Annotated in this window: 23 protein-coding genes and 1 other annotated feature; of the genes, 12 read left to right on the top strand and 11 right to left on the bottom strand. The window is 44.7% G+C overall.

All coding sequences use genetic code 11. From position 1 onward, the window contains the following. Positions 1-292: 292 nt before the first annotated feature. From G9U52_RS36975 to G9U52_RS41165, 3 genes are all read right to left on the bottom strand, one after another. Positions 293-697 (bottom strand): CBS domain-containing protein, encoded by a 405-nt coding sequence (locus tag G9U52_RS36975; protein ID WP_166157897.1) that lies wholly within the window; start codon positions 695-697, stop codon positions 293-295. A gap of 97 nt (positions 698-794) precedes the next feature. Further along, complete coding sequence (locus tag G9U52_RS39585) at positions 795-1,151, bottom strand: DUF6891 domain-containing protein (RefSeq protein WP_375790322.1); 357 nt, start codon at positions 1,149-1,151, stop codon at positions 795-797. 74 nt (positions 1,152-1,225) lie between these two features. Next, on the bottom strand, positions 1,226-1,351 hold the full coding sequence (locus G9U52_RS41165; RefSeq protein ID WP_279538835.1) for a hypothetical protein: 126 nt from the start codon (positions 1,349-1,351) through the stop codon (positions 1,226-1,228). Between the two features lie 167 nt (positions 1,352-1,518). Beyond that, positions 1,519-1,777, top strand: a binding site (T-box leader). A gap of 61 nt (positions 1,778-1,838) precedes the next feature. On the opposite strand from G9U52_RS41165, the gene ileS reads away from it, so the two are divergent. After that, positions 1,839-4,919: an isoleucine--tRNA ligase gene (ileS, locus tag G9U52_RS36965; protein ID WP_166157894.1), complete on the top strand. Its 3,081-nt coding sequence runs from the start codon at positions 1,839-1,841 to the stop codon at positions 4,917-4,919. 159 nt (positions 4,920-5,078) lie between these two features. Here the strand turns inward: ileS and G9U52_RS36960 are convergent, their stop codons facing one another. Continuing rightward, positions 5,079-6,803 (bottom strand): ABC-F family ATP-binding cassette domain-containing protein, encoded by a 1,725-nt coding sequence (locus tag G9U52_RS36960; RefSeq protein WP_166157892.1) that lies wholly within the window; start codon positions 6,801-6,803, stop codon positions 5,079-5,081. A gap of 319 nt (positions 6,804-7,122) precedes the next feature. On the opposite strand from G9U52_RS36960, the gene G9U52_RS36955 reads away from it, so the two are divergent. The 5 genes from G9U52_RS36955 to G9U52_RS36940 all read left to right on the top strand — a co-directional run bounded on the left by G9U52_RS36955 (position 7,123) and on the right by G9U52_RS36940 (position 9,535). Continuing rightward, positions 7,123-7,887, top strand: a complete 765-nt coding sequence (locus tag G9U52_RS36955; protein ID WP_166157889.1) for an AAA family ATPase — start codon at positions 7,123-7,125, stop codon at positions 7,885-7,887. Continuing rightward, positions 7,884-8,123, top strand: coding sequence for a hypothetical protein (locus G9U52_RS40590; RefSeq protein ID WP_243767784.1), 240 nt, complete (start codon positions 7,884-7,886; stop codon positions 8,121-8,123). Before G9U52_RS36955 ends, G9U52_RS40590 begins: the two co-directional genes overlap by 4 nt. Next, positions 8,092-8,253 (top strand): HAD family hydrolase, encoded by a 162-nt coding sequence (locus tag G9U52_RS40585; RefSeq protein WP_311764986.1) that lies wholly within the window; start codon positions 8,092-8,094, stop codon positions 8,251-8,253. Before G9U52_RS40590 ends, G9U52_RS40585 begins: the two co-directional genes overlap by 32 nt. A 71-nt stretch (positions 8,254-8,324) precedes the next feature. After that, entirely contained in the window at positions 8,325-8,906 is a 582-nt protein-coding gene (locus G9U52_RS36945; protein ID WP_166157886.1) for a GNAT family N-acetyltransferase, read from the top strand. A 227-nt stretch (positions 8,907-9,133) separates the two neighbouring features. Next, on the top strand, positions 9,134-9,535 hold the full coding sequence (locus G9U52_RS36940) for a CHRD domain-containing protein (RefSeq protein WP_166157915.1): 402 nt from the start codon (positions 9,134-9,136) through the stop codon (positions 9,533-9,535). An 85-nt stretch (positions 9,536-9,620) separates the two neighbouring features. Here the strand turns inward: G9U52_RS36940 and G9U52_RS36935 are convergent, their stop codons facing one another. Then, positions 9,621-9,938 carry a DUF2653 family protein gene (locus tag G9U52_RS36935; protein WP_166157883.1) on the bottom strand — a complete coding sequence of 106 codons (318 nt, stop codon included), beginning with the start codon at positions 9,936-9,938 and terminating at the stop codon, positions 9,621-9,623. Then, a complete protein-coding gene (locus G9U52_RS36930) occupies positions 9,935-10,393 on the bottom strand; it encodes a hypothetical protein (RefSeq protein ID WP_166157880.1) in 459 nt (152 codons plus the stop codon). The genes G9U52_RS36935 and G9U52_RS36930 overlap by 4 nt, the downstream gene beginning before the upstream one ends. Positions 10,394-10,604: 211 nt before the next feature. Between G9U52_RS36930 and G9U52_RS36925 the strand changes: the two genes are divergently transcribed. The 5 genes from G9U52_RS36925 to G9U52_RS36905 all read left to right on the top strand — a co-directional run bounded on the left by G9U52_RS36925 (position 10,605) and on the right by G9U52_RS36905 (position 14,075). Continuing rightward, positions 10,605-11,276, top strand: coding sequence for a YdeI/OmpD-associated family protein (locus tag G9U52_RS36925; RefSeq protein ID WP_166157877.1), 672 nt, complete (start codon positions 10,605-10,607; stop codon positions 11,274-11,276). A 79-nt stretch (positions 11,277-11,355) separates the two neighbouring features. After that, positions 11,356-11,916 (top strand): adenylate kinase, encoded by a 561-nt coding sequence (locus G9U52_RS36920; RefSeq protein ID WP_166157874.1) that lies wholly within the window; start codon positions 11,356-11,358, stop codon positions 11,914-11,916. A gap of 154 nt (positions 11,917-12,070) precedes the next feature. Further along, positions 12,071-12,532, top strand: a complete 462-nt coding sequence (locus G9U52_RS36915; protein WP_375790321.1) for a GNAT family N-acetyltransferase — start codon at positions 12,071-12,073, stop codon at positions 12,530-12,532. Positions 12,533-12,559: 27 nt separating this feature from the next. After that, entirely contained in the window at positions 12,560-13,600 is a 1,041-nt protein-coding gene (locus G9U52_RS36910; protein ID WP_166157868.1) for a S66 family peptidase, read from the top strand. A 52-nt stretch (positions 13,601-13,652) separates the two neighbouring features. After that, positions 13,653-14,075: a VOC family protein gene (locus G9U52_RS36905; protein WP_166157865.1), complete on the top strand. Its 423-nt coding sequence runs from the start codon at positions 13,653-13,655 to the stop codon at positions 14,073-14,075. An 83-nt stretch (positions 14,076-14,158) separates the two neighbouring features. Here G9U52_RS36905 and G9U52_RS36900 read toward each other — a convergent pair whose 3' ends face one another. The 3 genes from G9U52_RS36900 to G9U52_RS36890 form a co-directional block, all read right to left on the bottom strand. After that, on the bottom strand, positions 14,159-15,211 hold the full coding sequence (locus G9U52_RS36900; RefSeq protein WP_166157912.1) for an LLM class flavin-dependent oxidoreductase: 1,053 nt from the start codon (positions 15,209-15,211) through the stop codon (positions 14,159-14,161). A gap of 154 nt (positions 15,212-15,365) precedes the next feature. Next, positions 15,366-15,743 (bottom strand): hypothetical protein, encoded by a 378-nt coding sequence (locus tag G9U52_RS36895; protein WP_166157862.1) that lies wholly within the window; start codon positions 15,741-15,743, stop codon positions 15,366-15,368. Positions 15,744-16,155: 412 nt separating this feature from the next. Then, positions 16,156-17,850 carry a histidine kinase N-terminal 7TM domain-containing diguanylate cyclase gene (locus tag G9U52_RS36890; protein WP_166157909.1) on the bottom strand — a complete coding sequence of 565 codons (1,695 nt, stop codon included), beginning with the start codon at positions 17,848-17,850 and terminating at the stop codon, positions 16,156-16,158. 305 nt (positions 17,851-18,155) lie between these two features. Here G9U52_RS36890 and G9U52_RS36885 point away from each other — a divergent pair, with 305 nt between their 5' ends. Next, entirely contained in the window at positions 18,156-18,401 is a 246-nt protein-coding gene (locus G9U52_RS36885; protein ID WP_166157859.1) for a GlsB/YeaQ/YmgE family stress response membrane protein, read from the top strand. 84 nt (positions 18,402-18,485) lie between these two features. Here G9U52_RS36885 and G9U52_RS36880 read toward each other — a convergent pair whose 3' ends face one another. Both G9U52_RS36880 and G9U52_RS36875 read right to left on the bottom strand, forming a co-directional pair. Beyond that, on the bottom strand, positions 18,486-19,481 hold the full coding sequence (locus tag G9U52_RS36880; RefSeq protein WP_166157856.1) for a cation diffusion facilitator family transporter: 996 nt from the start codon (positions 19,479-19,481) through the stop codon (positions 18,486-18,488). A gap of 82 nt (positions 19,482-19,563) precedes the next feature. After that, positions 19,564-20,361, bottom strand: coding sequence for an undecaprenyl-diphosphate phosphatase (locus tag G9U52_RS36875; RefSeq protein ID WP_243767780.1), 798 nt, complete (start codon positions 20,359-20,361; stop codon positions 19,564-19,566). Positions 20,362-20,477: the final 116 nt, after the last annotated feature.

Here is a 20,477-nt window from a genome sequence, read left to right as displayed (position 1 = left end):
TGCATAACTCTCAGAATTGCTTAAATAACGTTGAACAGCTGATAATTTTTCATCTGAAGTATACTTAGCCATTAAAAAACTGCACCTCCAACTGTTAGATGATGTCTAACAATTGGGGTGCAGTTCAAGCTCTTCGGGCGGTTCTTCATTTAGGCTAAAAAAAGGCTGGTCTTATTGCCTAGTCGTTATCGGCTGAATCAAATCCAAAGTGAAAATGAGGGGTGGAATGTGGAAAATCAAGCTGTTTTTTTAGGCATGAGGGTACAGAGGGATGTTCTGGCTGCGGTATGTGTCAATCAGTTATGTTTCTTATATAGTAAGCAATAATATCTTTTCGACGAATAATACCTATAAAAAGACCTTCTTCATCTACAACCGGAACAAAGTTTTGGTCAGCCGCTAATGCGAGCATATCCTCCATATGTGCATGAATCGAAACCGACTCATTATGAAAACGGTTCTTAATTTCGCTGATCGGCACTTGGTGCATATTATCAAAATTCATGCCAGGGGTATTTTTTAATTTCCATAACAGATCCCCTTCGGACATGGTTCCAACATATTTCCCATTATCATTAATAATCGGAAGTGCCGTGTAGGAGTGGTGCTCCATTTGATCCAAGGCTTCACGCATGGTAGCGGTCGATTTGATAAAGGTGACCTCATTTTTGGGGAACAGAAAAGAGGTAATGTCCATAGTAGTATGCTCCTTTTCTCTAGACGTTTATGTAATCGTATAGCGGACTGCGATTGGCGGTCAGATGTTCTGCTTATGTACAAGGCGGAAGGCGGCGTTATGCAAAGGGTGAGCGTTTACGCCACTGCCCCAGTTCAACCTCGATGCGCGAATGTATATCGCCGTCCCATTCGGCCACAAAGCCCGAGGCACGCAACAGCTCAAGGATGCGTAATGCCACGTTTCGGGTGTTGGCTTCACGCTGCTCAGCCTCAGGAATCATACCGCCGCTGAAGGCGAGTAATAGACGGCCGGTATGGACGACAGTGTCGACGTCCTGGGAGTGGTAAAAGCAGCAGCCACGGATGCTAGAATCGAAGCTGCCTGCTTCCCTCCATAATTCCTGCACATCTTGGTGCCCATCCGTGATTGTGTTGCCAGCGCGATGCAAGGCGATGAATTGCTCGTTCCGCAGTGGGCGAACACAGCTTCAAGCCGATCGTACTCGTCCACACAAATTCGTGGATTCGTTCGCGCGTATCTTCCGGATCAATCGTCAAAGTCATGTTGCTTCATCCCTTGTTTAGTATTTGTTGAATAATAAGAAGCCATCCCCATTAATACCCAAAACTTGTCTAATCCAATCACTTTTTTGCTAAAAAGCGTCCAAAGCATGATTTCTGGCTTCTCCTTCCATTACTGACCGAAAGATGATATTAGAGACAACACAAAATTCGTAAAGCTCATAGAGCTCTAGGATCCTGCTGTCAAATCTTAATGGAGCAGACATTTTGTTGACTTTTTACTGGATCTGGTGTAAAAATGTATTAACTGAATGCTCTACAAATTCATTGACGAGAAAGAGTACGCTAATTTCCTTGATCCCCAGAGAGTTGGGCATGTGCTGAAACCCAACGTTCAAGACCTAGCAGAAAATCCTCTCCGAGAAGGAAAGCTGAAGGATGCAAGTAAGCTGACCCGGGATCCGGCCGTTACCAAGGATGCGTATGATGGTACGTAGTAAGAGGTGTCGTAAGACCATGACTTTCATGGTCGTTATGGAACTAGGGTGGTATCGCGAGATGTAATCTCGTCCCTTATGGGGCGGGATTTTTTTGTTGTTTTGTTCAATTTTATTATCAGAAAAGGGTGGATGAAAGCGATGAGAAAAGTGGATGTCAAAGAAAAAGCAAGAACCCGTGAGCTTCGTGTATTGGAGAAGTGGAACCAACAGAATACCTTCCGCCAATCCATTGAAAACCGCGAGGGCAAGCCCAATTTTGTCTTCTATGAGGGCCCACCGACCGCCAATGGAGAGCCACATATCGGGCATGTGCTAGGACGCGTTATTAAAGATTTTATCGGCCGTTACAAAACGATGTCGGGTTACCGTGTCGTCCGTAAAGCCGGCTGGGATACACATGGCCTTCCCGTTGAGCTGGGTGTTGAGAAAATGCTGGGTATTTCCGGTAAACAGGAGATCGAAAAATACGGTATTGCCGAATTCGTGGAAAAGTGTAAAACCAGCGTGTTCGTCTATGAGAAGCAGTGGCGGGAAATGACGGAGGCGATCGCTTACTGGACAGATATGGAGCACCCTTATGTCACGCTTACCAACAATTACATCGAGAGTGTGTGGCATATTTTATCAACTATTCATAAAAAAGGACTGCTCTACAAAGGTCATCGTGTCAGCCCTTATTGCCCGGATTGCCAGACCACACTAAGCTCCCACGAGGTGGCCCAAGGCTATGAGGATGTCAAGGATTTGAGCGCCACGGTAAAATTCAAAAGCAAAAGCGCTAATGAATATTTTCTGGCTTGGACGACAACCCCATGGACGCTGCCAGCTAATGTAGCCTTAGCGGTAAATAAAGAATTGGAATATGTTAAAGTTAAGCAAAATGGTGAGGTCTACATCGTCGCAGCCAATCTGGTTGAAAAGCTAATGAAAGAAAACTACGAGATTGTATCCACTCATAAGGGCTCAGAATTTCTAGGCACAGCCTATGAAGCACCTTTTGGCTATATCAGCGTAGATAAAGGGCATATCGTTGTAGATGCAGATTACGTCAGCGATACCAGTGGTACGGGTATTGTCCATATTGCTCCTGCCCATGGTGAGGACGATTACCGCACGGCTCGTCAGCACAAGCTGGATTTTGTCAATGTGGTAGACACCGCAGGCCGTTACACGGAGCAGATTACTGATTTTGCAGGACGCTTCGTCAAGGATTGCGATATCGATATGGTGAAAAGCTTGTCAGAGCGCGGCCTACTGTTTGCCAAAGAGCGTTATGAGCACAGCTACCCTTTTTGCTGGCGCTGCAAATCGCCACTGCTCTATTATGCAACGGAAAGCTGGTTCATCCAAACAACAGCGGTCAAGGACCAGCTCATTGAGAACAACAGCAAGATCGATTGGTACCCTGCACATATCCGGGAAGGGCGCTTCGGCAAGTTTCTGGAGGAGCTTGTTGACTGGAACATTAGCCGGAACCGCTATTGGGGCACACCGCTTAATGTGTGGGAATGCCAGGATTGCGACGCTGAATTTGCACCGGGGAGCCATCAGGAGATGCGGGAGAGGTCAGTGCAGCCGATCGACGAAAGTCTGGAGCTGCATAAGCCTTATGTGGATCAAGTCCAGCTCCGCTGCACCTGCGGCGGTACGATGGACAGAACCTCAGAGGTGATCGACGTCTGGTTTGATAGCGGCTCGATGCCGTTTGCCCAATACCATCATCCTTTTGAAAATGAAGCCTTATTTGAGGAGCAATATCCTGCTGATATGATCTGTGAAGGGATTGACCAAACAAGAGGCTGGTTTTTTAGCCTGCTGGCAGTTTCCACCTTATATAACGGCAAATCGCCATATAAAGCTGTGATATCGACCGGGCATGTGCTTGATGAAAAAGGGCAAAAGATGTCCAAAAGTAAAGGCAACGGCATCGACCCTTGGGAAATTATCAATGAGTTTGGAACGGATGCGTTCCGTTGGGCCTTGTTATCGGATAGTGCGCCATGGAACAGCAAGCGATTCTCCAAGCAAATCGTAGCAGAAGCCAAATCGAAGCTAGTGGATACGATCAATAATACGCATGCTTTTTATGCATTGTACGCGACCATTGACCAATATCAACAAGAAGAGCATCCACAGCAGGCTGCTGAGAACCTATTAGACCGCTGGATATTGTCGAGATTAAATAGCACCTTGCAGCAGGTAGAGAAGGGTCTGGAGGTCAATGATTTCCTGAACCCTGCGAAGCAAATCGAGGCATTTGTTGATGAAATGAGCAATTGGTATATCCGCCGCTCTCGCGACCGGTTTTGGGGCAGTGAAATGACCTCGGATAAAATATCGGCATACCAAACGTTGCGGGAAGTCCTGCTGACGCTAGCACGCATGATTGCCCCTTATGCTCCGTTAATTGCGGATGACCTGTACGATAACCTGAGTGGTGAAGGAAGTGTTCATCTTACGGATTATCCAAGGATGAATGTGGCTGCGATCGATAAGACGCTTGAGGACGACATGGAAGCAGCGAGGCAAATTGTTGAATTAGCCCGTAACATCCGTAATGAAACGGGAATCAAGACCCGGATGCCACTGTCCGAGCTGCTCCTTTCGCTTGACCGCGAGTTTAACCTAGGCTCGTTCGAGGACATCATCAAAGATGAAATCAACGTCAAGGAAATCAAGATCGTCCAGAACGATAGCGGCTTTTTACGCTTCAGCTTAAAGCTAAACCTGAAGGTAGCAGGCAAAAAATATGGTAAATTCGTGGGACCTGTACAAAGCCACTTAAAGCAATTGTCCGCATTCGAAACGAAATCCGTTGTCGATAACGGCTTCCTGGATATTACGCTTGACGGTGAATCCCTGCACATCCCATTAGATGAGCTGCTTGTGGAGACACAAGCGAATGCAGGCTTCGCTTCTGCCTCAGGCTATCAAATGACCGTTGCCTTAAATACGGCCATTACCGAAGAGCTGGAGCAGGAAGGGGCTGTGAGGGAGGTCATCCGTGCCATCCAGGATTACCGTAAAAAGCTGGAGCTGCCGATTGAGCGGCGCGTCGATCTTGTGCTCGACGTGGATGCGCAGCTGCAAGCAGCTTTAAGCCGGTTTGACCATGTGCTCCAGGAAAATGTGCTGCTGTCCAGCGTTAGATATGCTAAAGCTCCAGATATGGAGCAAGCTTCGTTTGGGGAGCACCACTTCGGTCTGCTTATCGAATAACCAGTTCAACTATTCGCAGCGAGCTCACTGAACAAAAATAGCAGATAACTCAATAAAAGCCGGCTACCGATTGAAAGGGTAGCCGGCTTAAGCTATTTATGGATAACCGTTTACAATAAACACTCTTGCCAAACGCTGCTGTCAAGCTTGGAGGACAAGCTATTCCTCACGTAATTGGTGCAAGCTTATAATTTGTGCGCTCAACGTCTTGAAACGTTGGTCCAGCTCAGCGATATTGTCGTGTTTCTGTGGGATGGACAATCGCGCAAGAACCGTATTACGTTCAAGCTCCAGCCGTAAAAGCTCCTCTTCGTTGAACACCGTAAGCCGCCTGTATGGTACTTCGGAGCCGCTGTTACTTGCTTGGGCTTTAGCTATTGTTTTAGCGGTCTGTGCTGCCAGAGCCTGTGTATATGCCTCATAGGTGCCGTCAAACCAAACATGCCGCTCGCCATCCAAGCTGAGCACTTGATCGGCCAGCTGGGCAGCAAGCCTTCGGTCATGCGTGGCAAAAAGAATCGTTCCCGGATAGCTCAGCAGCACCTTTTCCAGCTCCTCCTTGGCAGGGAGGTCCAAATAATTGGTCGGCTCATCCAAAAGCAGCAGGTTGCAGTCGCTCAGGAAAAGCTTGGCTAAGGCGGTTTTGACCCGTTCTCCGCCGCTCAGTAGCTCAACGCGCTTGAATACCTCTTCTTGCTTAAAAAGCAGCCGAGCCAGAACGGTTCGCACTGTCGACTCCGGATGAATGCTTGTGCTCATCACGTTGTCCAGGATGGTTGCTGTATCGTCTAAAATTTTCAGCTTTTGATGAAAATAACCGACACGAGCGCTCCCAGCTAGCCTGATGCCATCGGATCGGTCAGCAATCATGCTCAGCAAAGTGGACTTTCCAGATCCATTAGAGCCGAGCAAAGCTACTTTGGCTCCTGGGCGGATCATGAGCGATAGGTCACGGAACAAAGTGCGTGAGTTGTCAGAACTGCTAACAACGTGTGGACTCCAATCGTTTAACTTCGCATCCTTTATAGCAGTACCCCGGGCTGGGACTATGCGGGTAAGCCTTTCTAAACGAATGGCGGCCTTACCGTGGATAGGTACGTAAGCCTGGATATCGAAATGGACCGCTGGAAGCTCGCGTGGCTTTTCCACCAATTCCAGCTTCTCTATCCGGCTTTGGATCGCTTTTGCATTTTTCTCCATTCTGGCAGCTTTACTTGCAAAAAAATCCTTGCCCATCCTGGCCTCGGAGCTGCCCAATCCACGCGGAGCCTTTACCACGCGGCTAGCGCGCTGCTTTTTTTCGGTAATTGCGGCTGTCAATTGTGCCTTTTTAGCTGTATATTTCTCGAACTCCAACCAAGCACGATCTCGTGCATTTTGCTTAAAGTCGATATATTTACTATAATTTCCTGTGAAAAGGTTGAGCTTTCCATTCTCGATCTCAAGAATCTGAGTACATACAGCATCAAGCAGCTCTCTGTCATGTGAGATCAGCACCACGGTACCGGGATAGGCAGTTAGTATACGCTCTACATCCAAGATCCCGTTCAAGTCCAGGTGGGACGTTGGTTCGTCGGCGAATAGGATATCCGCTTGAACACCGAATGCTGCAGCCAAACGCCTTCGTGTTTCTTCGCCACCGCTGTAGTCGCCATCCTCGGGCTCCCACTGGGCAACCACAGCCACGGTGCCGTGTCTTCTAATCGTGCCTGCATCCGGCTCTAAGATCCCAGCCAGCAGGTGGAGCAGCGTTGTTTTACCAGCGCCGTTGACGCCGACAATCCCCAAGCGGTCACCTTGATATAGCTTCAGCGGCTGCTCCATTGTAAACAAAAGTCGATCACCAAATGATTTTTCCAAATTCACACACTCTAAAGTTAGCACAAAAAAACCTCCCTGTTGCCAGAGAGGATGGGTTGCTCAAATAAACCTAGCGCGTTTGTATACCGTCATTCATTAAGAATCACGATCAAAGCCTTCGGATATTTGTGTTAATGAGCATACCAATCCCGTCTGGACGTACTTGTCTCTTTAAATTACACTGAGGGTCCAGTTTGATCAGGATTAGTTCCACATTGGCACAATTACCTTCGCTTTCATCGGATTATTCGGGATTCGTTTCCCGAGCTAGCCCATTATAACATATTTACCAAATTGATGCATTAAGCCTATAATACGTATAACAGAGGAGGTGATAGTCAGGGTGAATATATATTCTTCGATTCCTTTTTTGCGAGGCATAGAATTAGATCGCGACAGAGTTCCCACTTTTGATTCTTATCCGTTTAACCTTGGAGTGATTCAAAGTCTGGGTAGTTTGGAATTCCACCCTAAAGTAACCTATATTGTTGGTGAAAATGGAATGGGGAAATCGACACTGATGGAGTCCATCGCTGTAGCTTGGGGGTTTAATGCGGAAGGAGGCACGCAAAATTTTTCGTTTTCTACGCAATCGACACATTCGAATCTACATGAATTTATTCGTCTGATCCGAGGATTGCACAGGCCTCGTGATGGATTCTTCTTTCGTGCAGAAAGCTATTATAACCTGGCGACGGATATAGAAAGGCTGGATAAAGAGGCTTCCTTTGGTCCACCTATCATTGATTCTTATGGTGGGAAATCGTTGCATGAACAGTCACATGGGGAATCGTTTTTTGCTACCTTTATACATCGCTTTGGAGGTCAGGGTTTATATATTTTGGATGAGCCTGAGGCAGCCTTGTCTCCCTTGCGACAGATGGCCATGCTTGCGCGAATTCACGATTTGGTGCAAAAAAACTCGCAGTTCATTATATCCACACACTCTCCAATTTTGATGGCCTATCCAGATTCAATCATTTATAATCTGACCCCGCAAGGGATGGAAACGATGATATTAGAAGAAACCGATCATTATATGATCATGAAGCAGTTCCTCAACAACAAAGACAAGATGCTCAAACAGCTATTTGATAGTGGGGAATGAAACAGAATAAGGGAGCTATGATGATGAAATTCAAAGCCGTCTTTCTGGATTTTTATGGAACCTTGGTGCATGAGGATGATGATATCATTCCCATTATTTGCGAGCAAATAAAAGTAGGCACGACAGTGAGTTGTAGTATCCAGGAAATTGGCAGCTATTGGTGGAAAGAATTTTCCGATATGTTTAAAAATAGTCACCAACGAAGTGATACATATAGGAGATTCTCTTACAAGTGATGTTGGAGGCGCTCTAAATCTAGGTATAAAGGTGATCTGGTTAAACCGATTAAACAAACCCATTCCGGAACATATTCAACCGGATTATATTTGCAAAAATTTGAAGGAGGCTACAGCTCTTTTATTGTAGCTTATCCTTGTTGATGGCCATAGCCGTTAAGGAACCCATCCCAAACCCATGCTGAAAGGAAGTTAATTTTTATGTTTTCTCCAAGAAAGCTTACGGGCCAACGAATCCAATTGCATCCCCTTGAACTTAGCCACGCAGAAGGTCTGTATGAGAGTGCAAAGCACCAAGAAATATGGACGTATTTGCCGAACAAAATCGAGTCATTGGCAGACATGATCCAATTGCTTGAAAGTGCGCTAAGTGCAAAAGAATTGGGCTCAGAGTATCCATTTGCTGTCTATGACAACGAATTAAAGCGATTTGTGGGCAGCACGCGACTTTTGAATATCTCAGTGTCCAATAGAAATCTGGAAATCGGTTGGACCTGGTACTCTCCTGAAGTATGGAGAACCAGAGTGAATACGGAGTGTAAATACGAATTGCTGAAATATTGCTTTGAGGAGTTCCAGGCAGTAAGGGTGCAGCTTAAAGCAGATGTAAGAAATGCTCGTTCGAACCAAGCTATAGAAAGAATAGGAGCTACGAAAGAAGGCATATTGAGACAAGATCGAATCTTGCATGATGGATTTATTAGAAATTCTAATTTATACAGTGTGATTAACTCCGAATGGCCGGAAGTGAAAAATAGGCTGGAGCACTTTTTAAAAGATTAAACTTTACATGAAACGGGCGTTGTTATGCTAAGAAGCACAAAATTTCCGCAAAGATAGGTCCTAAAAGCGTATTCCACGGTGGCTGGAATTAAACATCCTGCCGAGTATGGACTATAGTTTAATTTGCTGAAAGGGTGATTGTACGGGCTACGTAGGCTAATGCACAATCCTTTCCTTTCTTTCTTGAATACCTTAAAGTATTGTTGAATAGAGAGGAATGAACACTTATCGGAACATTTAGAGCGTTCTTAACCGGACGCAACGAGGTACCTCCAGTAAGAACTGTCGCTACTGGAAACGCGGTTTTTCAGCTTAGCAGTAACGGCAATCAACTAAGATTCCGTCTTGTCGTCAAAAATATCGAAAGAGTTACTCAAGCTCATATCCATCTTGGACGGAGAGGACGGAACGGCCCCGTTGTTGTTTTCTTGTTCGGACCATCCAAATTTGGCATATCCGTAAAACGTGGGATTGTGCGGGGTGTCCTGACCAGCCGCGATTTGGTCGGGCCTTTACAAGGCAAAACTCTCCGTAATTTAATTCGGGAGATCGAAAGAGGCAACACATATGTCAACGTGCATACCATACAGCATCCGGACGGAGAAATTCGGGGACAAATTACTAGGTGATTTGAGACATTGAAACGACGCTGCTTGCTAATAGAAAAGCCCTCATTCCTTCGCGGGGATCGAGGGCTTTTATCGTCCTTAAAAATTAGACCACGGTTTGACTTGATAGGAATTCGATTTCTGCTGAGAATCCGTTCGTTTCCTCAAATAATAATTGAATCAAGAGTTGATTAGGATCAAATTTATGATACTCTTCCAAGTAAATGGCAGATGCATCTATAATATCCTGTTCCGAAAGTTCATAGGTTCTTTGATCCTTTTGAATTTTCAAAGTAGCTGAAATCCCTTTTCCCTCTTCGTGATGTAATTCAGCTTTAATATCCTGGATATCTTCATTGTATGTATGGGCACCAAACACACACGCCGAATCAATTATATCCTGTTCATTGAACCATATTTTCATCTGTTTTTCTCCCTGAACTTTTGAAACAATTTATAACCAACATAGATAATAACCACCCAAAAAAGAATACCAATGAGAGAAAAACCGCCGCCTCCATAACCATAACCACCAAAAGGATGTAATAACGATCCAATAATAGCTCCGGCTGCAATTCCGCCAAATAAGCCACCCCAACGACTTGTTGGATTTGCTTGTTGTCCCGGCTGTGTTCTTGGGTTACGAGTAACATTTGGGGAAGGAGCTCTAGGCCCTGTATTATAACCACCTCTTGGTGCAGCCCTGCTGCCACCAGAAAATGATCCAGAGGGTGAACGGAAGCTGCCTCTTGAATAGGGTTCTATTTGATCTTTATTTTGATCCTGTACTTGGACCGTGAAATCCATAGTATCATTAGCTAAGACGGTTGACATATTGATACATAAAATAAGCGTAAGGAAATATAAACACCTCTTCATTACAAACCTCCACAAGCTTCTTCAGTTATTTTGGTTAAATGGGTATGTGTACAGTTGTCTAAATTATTGTGTATGTATAGATTCCCCTCTCATTTATCGGATTATTCGCACCTCACAGACCAATATTGACAGGAGTTCAGCAACTTTCTATAGTGGAAAATAATAAAACGTAGCGAGACAGTCTCAGAATACATGCAGGGGATGAAGCAGAGTGGATAAATCGATAGTAGAGAAGCTGAATTTACACAGATATACTCAAGCGGCGGTATTGAATCAGCCAGAAGGAACAAATTATTTTTCAGGATTGACAGGCTATGATACTAGTCTCAAGGATTGCGCGTATCAGCTCATATTTGCTTTTGTATTAGATATAGAATCATTGAAGGAACTAGTGAACGGTGTAATCCTCAACCAGCATCTGAATGAGAACGGCTATCTCTTTGTGGCTTATCCTAAAAAGGGAAATAAAGTTTATCCCACCTATATTCATCGCGATGACTTGTTTGGGGCTCTGGTCACCGACGAGAAGGGCTATATCGGAACAAGCGATATTAAATTCGCTCGAATGGTGGGACTGGACGACGTTTTTACGGTTGTTGGACTTAAAGAAGACGCTGCGGGAAAAACCAAAACTTCGTCAAAATCTAGTCAGCGAGTGGAAGATTACATCGTGATGATTCCAAGTGTAGAGCAGGACTTGGAGGATGAGCCTGCGTTGCTTGCCTTTTACCAATCACTTACTCAGGGGTATCGCAAAGATTGGGCGCGTTATGTCTATAGCGCGAAGCAGGAGGAAACTCAAGCAAAGCGGCGGGAAGAGATGAAGATGATTCTCCAGGCAGGGTATAAGAGTCGTGAGCTGTATCGTAAGGATCAAGCTTAGAATAGTATGCAGGTCAGCAGGCAGCGACGATATAACAAAGGTGCCATTCTCAAATATTTGGAAAGTGAAGGAGGTAAAGATGCTATACATAATTGGCGGTGGATCAAGATGCGGGAAAACAACGTCTGCAAATAAAATGTTAAAAGAAAAAAATATCCCTTATTTTTCACTGGATTATCTAATGATGGGAATTGCGAATGGCATTCCTGAATTCGGAGTTTATCCAACTGAAGGTGATTATATAACGGCGCAAAGGATGTGGAAAATAGTAAATCCTTTGATGACAGCCATGGTAGAGAATAGGATCGATTACACAATTGAAGGCGTGCAAGTAGTTCCCAGTTATATGGCACAATTCGCGCAGAAGCATCCAGGGAAAGTGAAATCCTGTTTCATCGGCCTGGCAGATATAGATGTGAAGCTTAGTGTGGAGCAAATTAAATTCTACTCGAGTCAAACAGAAAATGACGGATTTAAACATCTTACTCATACTGAAATCGTGCATCAAATAGAACGAATAAAAGCAGACAGCTTAAAGATAAGGCAGGAATGCCTGAGGTATCATCTTAAATATTTTGAGAGCTCTGGTGATTTCAATAAAACCATAGATTCCGTTGTAGCTTATCTGATTGAATCGTAGCACAATTGCGAACTACAGGGCGAAAATCACGAATTGCAGCATTGTGAGAAACCTGCTCAACGTGTAAAATTATGGGTGACTATATCCTGATTCAGAGGTGATTATATTGGGAAGTCCTTTGAAAATTGAACAACTAGCAGCAATTGGCATACATATGGAGGCGCTTACGGAGCTTTTGGTCCAGGTAGTGGAAGATGGGGCGTCGATTGGCTTTTTACCCCCATTGAAACGATCAGAGGCTGCCCAATATTGGGAGCGTGTAGAAGACCCTGAAGTGCTTTTATTTGTTGCTACATTAAATGACCAAATTGTCGGAACCGTTCAGCTACATCTATGCGGCAAGCAGAATGGGGGGCATAGAGCCGAAATTGCCAAATTAATGGCGCATCCGAATTATCGACGCAGCGGTATTGGACGTGCCCTTCTGCAAAAGGCTGAGGAATGTGCAAAGGAACATGGCAGATCGTTAATCGTTCTCGACACAAGAGAAGGTGACCCTTCTAATAACCTGTATAGCTCTATGGGCTATATACAGGCAGGGCGGATTCCAGGGTATGCGAAATCTGCTAGCGGCGAATTGGATGCTACTATTTTTTATTATAAAACCGATAGCTAATCTGAAGGGAGCCACGAACAACAAACCATGATAAAACCCAAAAGATTAATGCCAGGTTCAAGAATCGCTATTCTATCCCCTTCCAATGGATTACCTTTTTTGTTCCCTGATCTTTATGAGCTTGGCTTACAAAATCTTCGAGAAATAACAGGTTTTGAAATTGTGGAAATGCCCACTACACGGATGTCTCCAGATGATTTATATAAGAATCCCCAGCTTCGTGCACAGGATATGAATCGATGCTTTGAGGATGACACGATAGATGGCATGATAACTTCAATCGGAGGGTATGAATCGATCAGAATTTTACCTTTTCTTGATATTGAAATAATCATGAATCATCCCAAATTCATTATGGGTTTTTCAGATGCGACTACCTTTCTGGCTTATTTAAATCAAATGGGCTTGGTGACATTTTATGGACCTTCTATTATGGCCGGTTTAGCACAGAGCAAACATTTACCTTCTGAATACACACAGCATTTGAAATCGATGTTATTCACCAATGAATTCCCTTACCCCTATACACCGTATAAAAAATGGACTCATGGATACAAAGATTGGAATGACCTTGCTACGCTGGGTGAGTGTCTGGATTTTCATGAAAATGAGCAAGTCTGGACGTTTTTACAGGGAGGCTCTGTGCAGCAAGGGTATCTATGGGGTGGATGTATCGAAGTATTGGAATTTATGAAATCGACCACCTATTGGCCGAGTGAGGGCTTTTGGAAAAATAAAATAGTTGTGTTCGAAACCTCCGAAGAAAAGCCTTCTCCGATGCAAGTGGGATATATGCTACGTAATTATGGGATGCAGGGTCTGTTTTCTCAAATCAAAGGCGTTATTTTCGGAAGAGCAAAGGATTATACGGATGATGAAAAGCAAAGGCTAAATGAAATCATTGTCAATGTTATAAAAGGAGAATTTGGTGGGAATCAAATACCCATTGTTGTTGATTTTGATATGGGCCATACCGACCCCAAATTTATTTTGCCGCTGGGTGGTTCAGTGGAATTGAATCCGGTGACGAATGCTATTACCCTTTTGGAAAGCCCATTCAAAGAATAGAATGATTTGCCAGATTGGACAATAAAAATATGAGGTACGAGGAGCAATGAATATGAAACCACGAATTACGGTACTCACATTAGGTGTGGATGATTTGGAAAGATCCTTGCAGTTCTATCACGATGGGCTGGGGTTCGCTACAGATGGTATAGTGGGCAAGGAATTTGAGCATGGCGCTGTTGCCTTTTTTGACTTACAAGCGGGCTTAAGGCTTGCGATTTGGAGCCGCAAGGATATCGCCCACGATACGAAGCTTAATGAGGCCGCGCCAAGTCCTACGGAATTCACTATAGGGCACAATGTAGGCAGCAAAGAAGAAGTTGACGAGGTTATGGCTCAGGTGGAAAAAGCGGGTGCTACGATAACCGTCTCGGCACACGATACATTTTGGGGTGGCTATTCAGGCTATTTTCAAGATCCGGATGGCCATTTGTGGGAAGTGGTCTGGAACCCTCAGTGGGAAGAGATGGAATAAATGAAAGGCCGCTGGTAACCATAAAAACAGCCAAAGCCTTCAGAACTCGAAGTCTTTGGCTCCACTTTATCCATAAGCTTGGCTTATTCCTTTGCCGCATCCTGGGCAAGCTCCTTGCGGACGATCGGTGCAACCTTGGTACCAAGCAATTCTATCGCTCGCATGACTTCACGGTGTGGCATCGTACCTACGTTTACATGCAGGAAGAAACGAGTAACCCCTAAGTTTTTGCGCAGCAATAAAATCTTTTCCGCAACAAATTCAGGATCACCCACATAGAGGGCGCCGCGAAGCGTACGTGCAGCATCAAAAGCAGCACGGTTGTAATTTTGCCCCCAACCCCGCTCACGCCCAATGACATTCATTTGCGCTTTGGTGGAAGGGAAGAATGAATCGGCCGCCTGCTCGGTGGTTTCGCCAACAAATCCATGCGAGTGGGTCGCAATTTGCAGCTTGTCAGGATCGTGCCCTGCTTGCACGGCAGCCTTCTTATACAGCGCGACCAAGGAAGCAAAGCTCTCTGGCATTCCGCCAATGATGGCGAACGCGATGGGCAGGCCAAGCATGCCTGCCCGCACAGCCGACTGGGCGTTGCCGCCACTTGCGATCCATACAGGCAGCGGGCTCTGCACAGACCGCGGATAGACGCCAAGGTTATGGATCGCGGGGCGATGGCCGCCGCGCCAAGTAACCTTCTCCGAGTCGCGGATCGCCAGGAGCAGCTCCAGCTTTTCTTCGAACAACTCGTCATAATCATCGAGACTGTATCCGAAAAGCGGAAAAGATTCAATAAACGAGCCCCGTCCCGCCATAATCTCGGCCCGGCCATTAGAAATGCCGTCAAGGGTGGAAAACGCTTGGTACACGCGAACGGGGTCATCCGAGGACAGCACGGTTACGGCGCTCGTGAGCCGTATCCGTTTGGTCATGGCAGCGGCAGCCGCCAGCACCACAGCGGGAGCGGTGCCTGCATAATCGGCTCGATGGTGCTCCCCAATTCCATATACGTCCAAGCCGACTTGATCGGCCAATACGATCTCCTCAACCGCATCGCGCAACCGTGCGGCGTGGCTGATCACCTCTCCTGTCACAGGGTCAGCCGTGGCCTCCAAAAATGTACTGATTCCTATTTCCATGGTGCTTGCAAAGTCTGGCAATGTAATTCTCCTCCTTATCCTATTTATAGTTTACTCATTTTTTTATGGTTTCTCAAATTAAGTAAGGAAAAATAACCATGCTCGCTACATATGTAGAAGGCATGGTTATTTTAAGTTCTTCCAAAGGCTAGCTTCAAATCGATTGAGGCAGCCAAAAATGGGCATAGCCCTCAATTTCAATTAACAGAAGCGGGAGCTTCTCTAGGAAGTTATCGGCAGCTGTATCGACATCCAGGACAACCATACTCACATATATATCTTTAATGGCCGTTTCGAAAAATGCCGCTCTAACGCCGTAAGTTTCACCATAGCTTAAAAATTCATAATGCCTTTTAATATCGTTAGTAAGAATCGTGAATTTGTCCTTTATTTCAGTCCAAGCTTCCCAATTGTTCTCGAGCCCCTGATTGTGCTGTTCCTCCAACTGCTTTAGCTCTCTTGCGCCTTTGATATAACGGTCGAGAATTTCCATTGCTTCTTCCTTGGACATTATTTCTGTATTGTTTACCATCGGTTACTCCCCCTTATAAGTTGTTCAAATCTTTAGAACCAGATCGACTATAAGCAATTGGTTCTTATTCACTAAGTATAGAGGATAAATTAGCTAATTATATTAACTAAAAGCAAGATTATTGTAAAAATGGCTTATTACCGCAACAGCAGTACTCACCCTTATATCAGAGATTGGTATGGTGTCCGCAGAGGCGCTGAGTGGAACAACGGATGACCCAATCAAATACTCGAACAACGGACAAGCTATTACGTTAGCAGCTTCGGCGTTTAACAACCAACCTTATCGGCAAGTATGATGACAATTCGACTGTCGGGTAAAACGATCGAACAAATGTCCATCGTAGATATGAAAAAAACCCCGGTTTTGACCACATTGGTCATCCGGGGTTTTTACTGGATCCTGGCTAACATCAGGATAGCCGAGGTGAAGTGGATTTACGAACTACTGTATTGATTCGGTTACGTCCTTCTTTTTTTGCCTGATATAATGCTTCATCGACGGAGACAAACAATTCGTTTAAATAGGCCTTGGGAATATCTGCATATTCATTCGCAAAGTCATCGATGGGCAGCAGCCCGATACTGATTGTAACCGATATGGAAGTGGCGTTATTGTCGGTTAGCACCTGATTGGTCGCCACAATGGTTTTTAATCGTTCCGCTAAAGCTATCGCTTGGGTACGTCCCGTGTTGGGTACATACACCATAAATTCCTCTCCGCCATAACGAGCCAATACATCGCCGTGCCGCAGTGTGCTTTTTATTGCATCCATAGTGCCACATATCACTTCATCCCCAACGATATGGCCATATTGGTCATTAACGGATTTGAAAAAATCGATATCAATTAAAAAGATTGCGAAGGGCATCTGAAGCTTCACATTCTTCATAAGCTCCTGCTCCAGGTATTGCGTCAAATAATGGCGATTGTAACAGCCTGTCAAACTATCCGTGAGAGCCATCTGTTCCAGCTTGCGATTAACTTGGGATAATTCATCCTGAACGACGATTAAGGATTGATTTTGCTCATGCAAGCTCATATTTTGTAGATAAGTTTCATCTACAAGCCGCCGAAACTCGGTCACATCCTGCAAAGTGATAATGCGTCCAACCCTTATTCCTTGTACGATGATCGGCATGACATGAACCATAAAATGCTGGAGCTTGCCTTCAAGATAGGTTAATTCAAATTCCACACGACGCTCAGGAGCTTCTTGGTAGATTGGAAGGAACTTTTTACAATGGGTGATGATGTGCTCTTGAGCCACATAGGTTTTCATATCAAAATGTTCTCCGACCTGCAATTTACAAAGAGGGCTTAGCGCTTGGTTGACCTCCAGTATGGTCTCATCCTCGTCCAACACCAAAATTCCGAGCTCCATTGTATCGATTATATCTTGATGTGCGATCTGTACAACATTAAAGGCATTATAGCGATAAATCGTCATGATAAAGCACAAATCCGATAATAAAATACCCAAAGAGGTTAGACCTGGTATCACGGGAAGCCAACCAGCCATAACAACATTGAAGAAGACGTCAGATAATGCGAAAACGCTTAATATCGCGATGCCAGTAAATAACAGTGTCACTTGTTTCTTGAGACGAGGCGCAGTGTCTTCTGCTACTAGAGTTCGAACCATCAAGTAGAGCGAAACGAGCAGATATCCTAACAGTACCACGATCACAAACCAAAACAGGGTGCCATAGCTGCGTTGAATGAAGCTGTTGTGCACCTGACTGACGAATAAACCGGATGGATTTTCCATTACCGTAAACGCTGCCAATAAAGCGGGTAATAGCAACAGCAAAGATCGTTTATATTGCAGGTAACCGGTTCTTCCGGTGAGGAACATCGTGAACACTAGCCAACCCACCACAAGTAGAGACAAATTGGCAAAGCCAGCTTTCACAAAAAATAATTGAAGGGAAGGACTCTCCATCATTCTGATCGCGAATTGACAGAGGGGCCAGAGCATCATGGACATATGAAACATGAAATAGACTTTGTGCATACTTGTAATTTCAGATGTTATAAACATATAGATGAAAACAATAAACAATAGACATACCAAAACCAGGTCATACGATATTAAAACACCCATCATTCACACCTCTTTATGGCAACTCGTAAAAATTATGTATATATGGTAATCCTAAAAAGATATGTTGATGGTACTACAATAGCATTAATTAGTGCCCCTAGACTATAGAATTTTTTATCTAAAATAAAATTTAGGTCTTGGGTATGAAATTGAGAGGGATCAGGGGGTTGAAGAGGTTGAAATGTTGTGGTGAGCGAGATGCGAGTCGTTTCGCCGAAAGAATTTTCGCTTGGATGGGTGCCACCTGCATAAATCGGAGAGAGGCTAATAAAATAAAGGAAGACTAAAAGAAAGGGCTGATCCTTTTGGAATTTTTATGGATGCTTATCGTTGGAGGCGTTATTGGCTGGTTGGCACAAGTTATTAGTCATAAGAATTTTCCTGGAGGGATAATCGGTAATATTGTTGCTGGTATCCTTGGCTCCTGGTTAGGCGCCGCGCTGCTTGGCTCATTTGGTCCGGTCGTTGGGGGTTTTTATATTGTTCCGGCCATTATTGGTGCAATCATTCTAGTATTTCTGTTCTCCCTCATTATTCGAAGCAGAAGATAATCGTATTAACGTATTAAATCGCCTTCTACATACGGAATACCCTCATCGATGAGATGAGGGTATTCCGTTTTCTATGTGGGCGGCTCACTTCCTGCTAGCCACCTTCCAGTTTTCTATGCCTTCATCCTCAAGAATGCCCAGTGTAACATCTGAAATATCGGGATCCTGAAGAATTTTATCTCGAACGATAAACTTAATATCATCCGCATCAGCTAGTGTTAGCCCAGGTTTCAGCTCAATTAAGCCTTCAACATGGTAATATCGCCCTTCTTGAAGGATGCGCATTTGATAAATATCCGTTACAAAGCTTTCTGCCAGGATGATAGCTGCTACCCTGTCTTCAATTTCCTTGGGAGCCGCCACACCGATCAGGCCAATCATATTGTCATAGCCGACACGGAAAGCAACGGCAACCATGAGAAAGCCAATAAGGATAGTTACGATGCCATCTAACATATGGAAGGCTGTAATGGATATGACCAGGACAGCAATCAAGGTCAAGAGAGCACCGGTAACAGCTACCAAATCTTCATAGAATACCAAGCGGGTAGGCGGTGCTGCTCTTTTCACATTTTTGAAGGCAGCCGAAAATATTTGCATTCCTTTGGCTTCCACCCGGGATTCATGGAGTATTTCCTTCGTCGCTTTTACCAGAATCGCTCCATCAATAATCAGATTGATCAGCAGGACAATCACATTTAACCAAAGGCTGCCGGAGCTAGTGGCAGGATGTTGAATTAAATGCCAACCCTCATGAAACGTTTCATAAGCCATGATGGTAACTACAATAACGGCGATCATACAAAAAATATTGATGACCCGACCAAAGCCGGCTGGAAAACGGGGTGTCGGATTCTTCTCAGCGAGCACACTTCCGACAAAAACAAAGCCTTGGTTAATAGCATCAGCAAAAGAGTGCATCGCTGAGGCGAACATAGCGCCACTGCCACTTACGGAAGCGGCAACAGCTTTAATGCAGGCTAGGATGGCATTTCCAATCATCGCTATAGCTGAAGATTTATTGCCTTTCTTGATTAATTGCAGCAAGGTTTGCTGATTGGATTGGGGTTCCGATGCCATTGTTCCTCCTAAGACTTATGTAATCGTACACTCGAATTTTATCAAGATCAGAGAAACTAAGCAAATATTGTGAGGAATTGCTTTATCTGACAACAAAAATGAAATATAAAATGGCGATTACAAATCGATAGTAAGCAAACCAAGAAAGCCGGATTTTTTTGATCAGCTTCATAAAAGTGACCACAGCAAGCAAGCCAACAATAAAAGAAGAAGCAAGCCCAGTCAAGAAGAAGCCCGTATCGGCAATAGACAGCAATTCTCTGCTTTTGTAAAGATCTAAACCCGATGCTGCGAACATGATAGGAACGGATACCAGAAATGTGAATTCAGCAGCCGCTTTTTGGCTTGTCCCTAGCAGCATACCACCCGAAATCGTAGAACCGGAACGCGAGAATCCAGGCCAAAGCGCTAAGCATTGGAACAGCCCGATCCCAAAGGCTTGACGATAGCTGATATCATCTACGGTTTCCGCGGTTACTTTCTTGCCGAGACGTTCAGCAATAATCATTAGCACACCACCAGCAACAAGGCCAATTAATACCGTTTCGGATCCAAATAAGTAGGTCTTAATGAGGCTGTGTAAAGCGAGCCCAATAACGACTGCGGGGATCATTGCAAGCATTAAATGAACCAAGCTAAGGCGGGCAGCAGAAGATCTGCCTTTTTTCCAATTGCGAAGCATATCCACGTACTTTCTCCAATAAAGAACGGCAACCGCTAATACAGCCCCTAGCTGCACAACAATCTCGAACGTTTTAACCTTATCTCCAGATAAATTCAGTAAATCCGCCATTAAAATCATATGCCCCGTCGACGAGACAGGTAAAAACTCGGTTAAGCCTTCGATTATTCCTAAAATAAGCGCACTCCAAATATCCATTGTCATTCCCTCTCTCTAATAATCTGCATGAACGCATCCCAATTTTAACATGGCAGGATGAAAAAACTGAAATAGCTATCACAGCCAGTTTCGTCTTAGGGGAGAAGCTTAGCGTG

It is taken from the genome of Paenibacillus agricola, from assembly GCF_011440305.1.
GTDB classification, from domain to species: domain Bacteria; phylum Bacillota; class Bacilli; order Paenibacillales; family NBRC-103111; genus Paenibacillus_S; species Paenibacillus_S agricola.
This window is presented reverse-complemented; position numbering and strand designations above follow the sequence as displayed.

What these genes read in the sequence shown, in the direction of transcription:
- G9U52_RS36880 (WP_166157856.1), bottom strand. Translation starts at nt 19,481, where the DNA reads ATGGCATCGGAACCCCAATCCAATCAGCAAACCTTGCTGCAATTAATC.
- G9U52_RS36920 (WP_166157874.1), top strand. Translation starts at nt 11,356, where the DNA reads ATGCTATACATAATTGGCGGTGGATCAAGATGCGGGAAAACAACGTCT.
- G9U52_RS36875 (WP_243767780.1), bottom strand. Translation starts at nt 20,361, where the DNA reads ATGGATATTTGGAGTGCGCTTATTTTAGGAATAATCGAAGGCTTAACC.
- G9U52_RS36905 (WP_166157865.1), top strand. Translation starts at nt 13,653, where the DNA reads ATGAAACCACGAATTACGGTACTCACATTAGGTGTGGATGATTTGGAA.
- G9U52_RS36890 (WP_166157909.1), bottom strand. Translation starts at nt 17,850, where the DNA reads ATGGGTGTTTTAATATCGTATGACCTGGTTTTGGTATGTCTATTGTTT.
- G9U52_RS36935 (WP_166157883.1), bottom strand. Translation starts at nt 9,938, where the DNA reads ATGAAAATATGGTTCAATGAACAGGATATAATTGATTCGGCGTGTGTG.
- G9U52_RS36930 (WP_166157880.1), bottom strand. Translation starts at nt 10,393, where the DNA reads ATGAAGAGGTGTTTATATTTCCTTACGCTTATTTTATGTATCAATATG.
- G9U52_RS40590 (WP_243767784.1), top strand. Translation starts at nt 7,884, where the DNA reads ATGAAACAGAATAAGGGAGCTATGATGATGAAATTCAAAGCCGTCTTT.
- G9U52_RS41165 (WP_279538835.1), bottom strand. Translation starts at nt 1,351, where the DNA reads ATGCTTTGGACGCTTTTTAGCAAAAAAGTGATTGGATTAGACAAGTTT.
- G9U52_RS36915 (WP_375790321.1), top strand. Translation starts at nt 12,071, where the DNA reads ATGGAGGCGCTTACGGAGCTTTTGGTCCAGGTAGTGGAAGATGGGGCG.
- G9U52_RS36945 (WP_166157886.1), top strand. Translation starts at nt 8,325, where the DNA reads ATGTTTTCTCCAAGAAAGCTTACGGGCCAACGAATCCAATTGCATCCC.
- G9U52_RS36975 (WP_166157897.1), bottom strand. Translation starts at nt 697, where the DNA reads ATGGACATTACCTCTTTTCTGTTCCCCAAAAATGAGGTCACCTTTATC.
- G9U52_RS36910 (WP_166157868.1), top strand. Translation starts at nt 12,560, where the DNA reads ATGATAAAACCCAAAAGATTAATGCCAGGTTCAAGAATCGCTATTCTA.
- G9U52_RS36900 (WP_166157912.1), bottom strand. Translation starts at nt 15,211, where the DNA reads ATGGAAATAGGAATCAGTACATTTTTGGAGGCCACGGCTGACCCTGTG.
- G9U52_RS36895 (WP_166157862.1), bottom strand. Translation starts at nt 15,743, where the DNA reads ATGGTAAACAATACAGAAATAATGTCCAAGGAAGAAGCAATGGAAATT.
- ileS (WP_166157894.1), top strand. Translation starts at nt 1,839, where the DNA reads ATGAGAAAAGTGGATGTCAAAGAAAAAGCAAGAACCCGTGAGCTTCGT.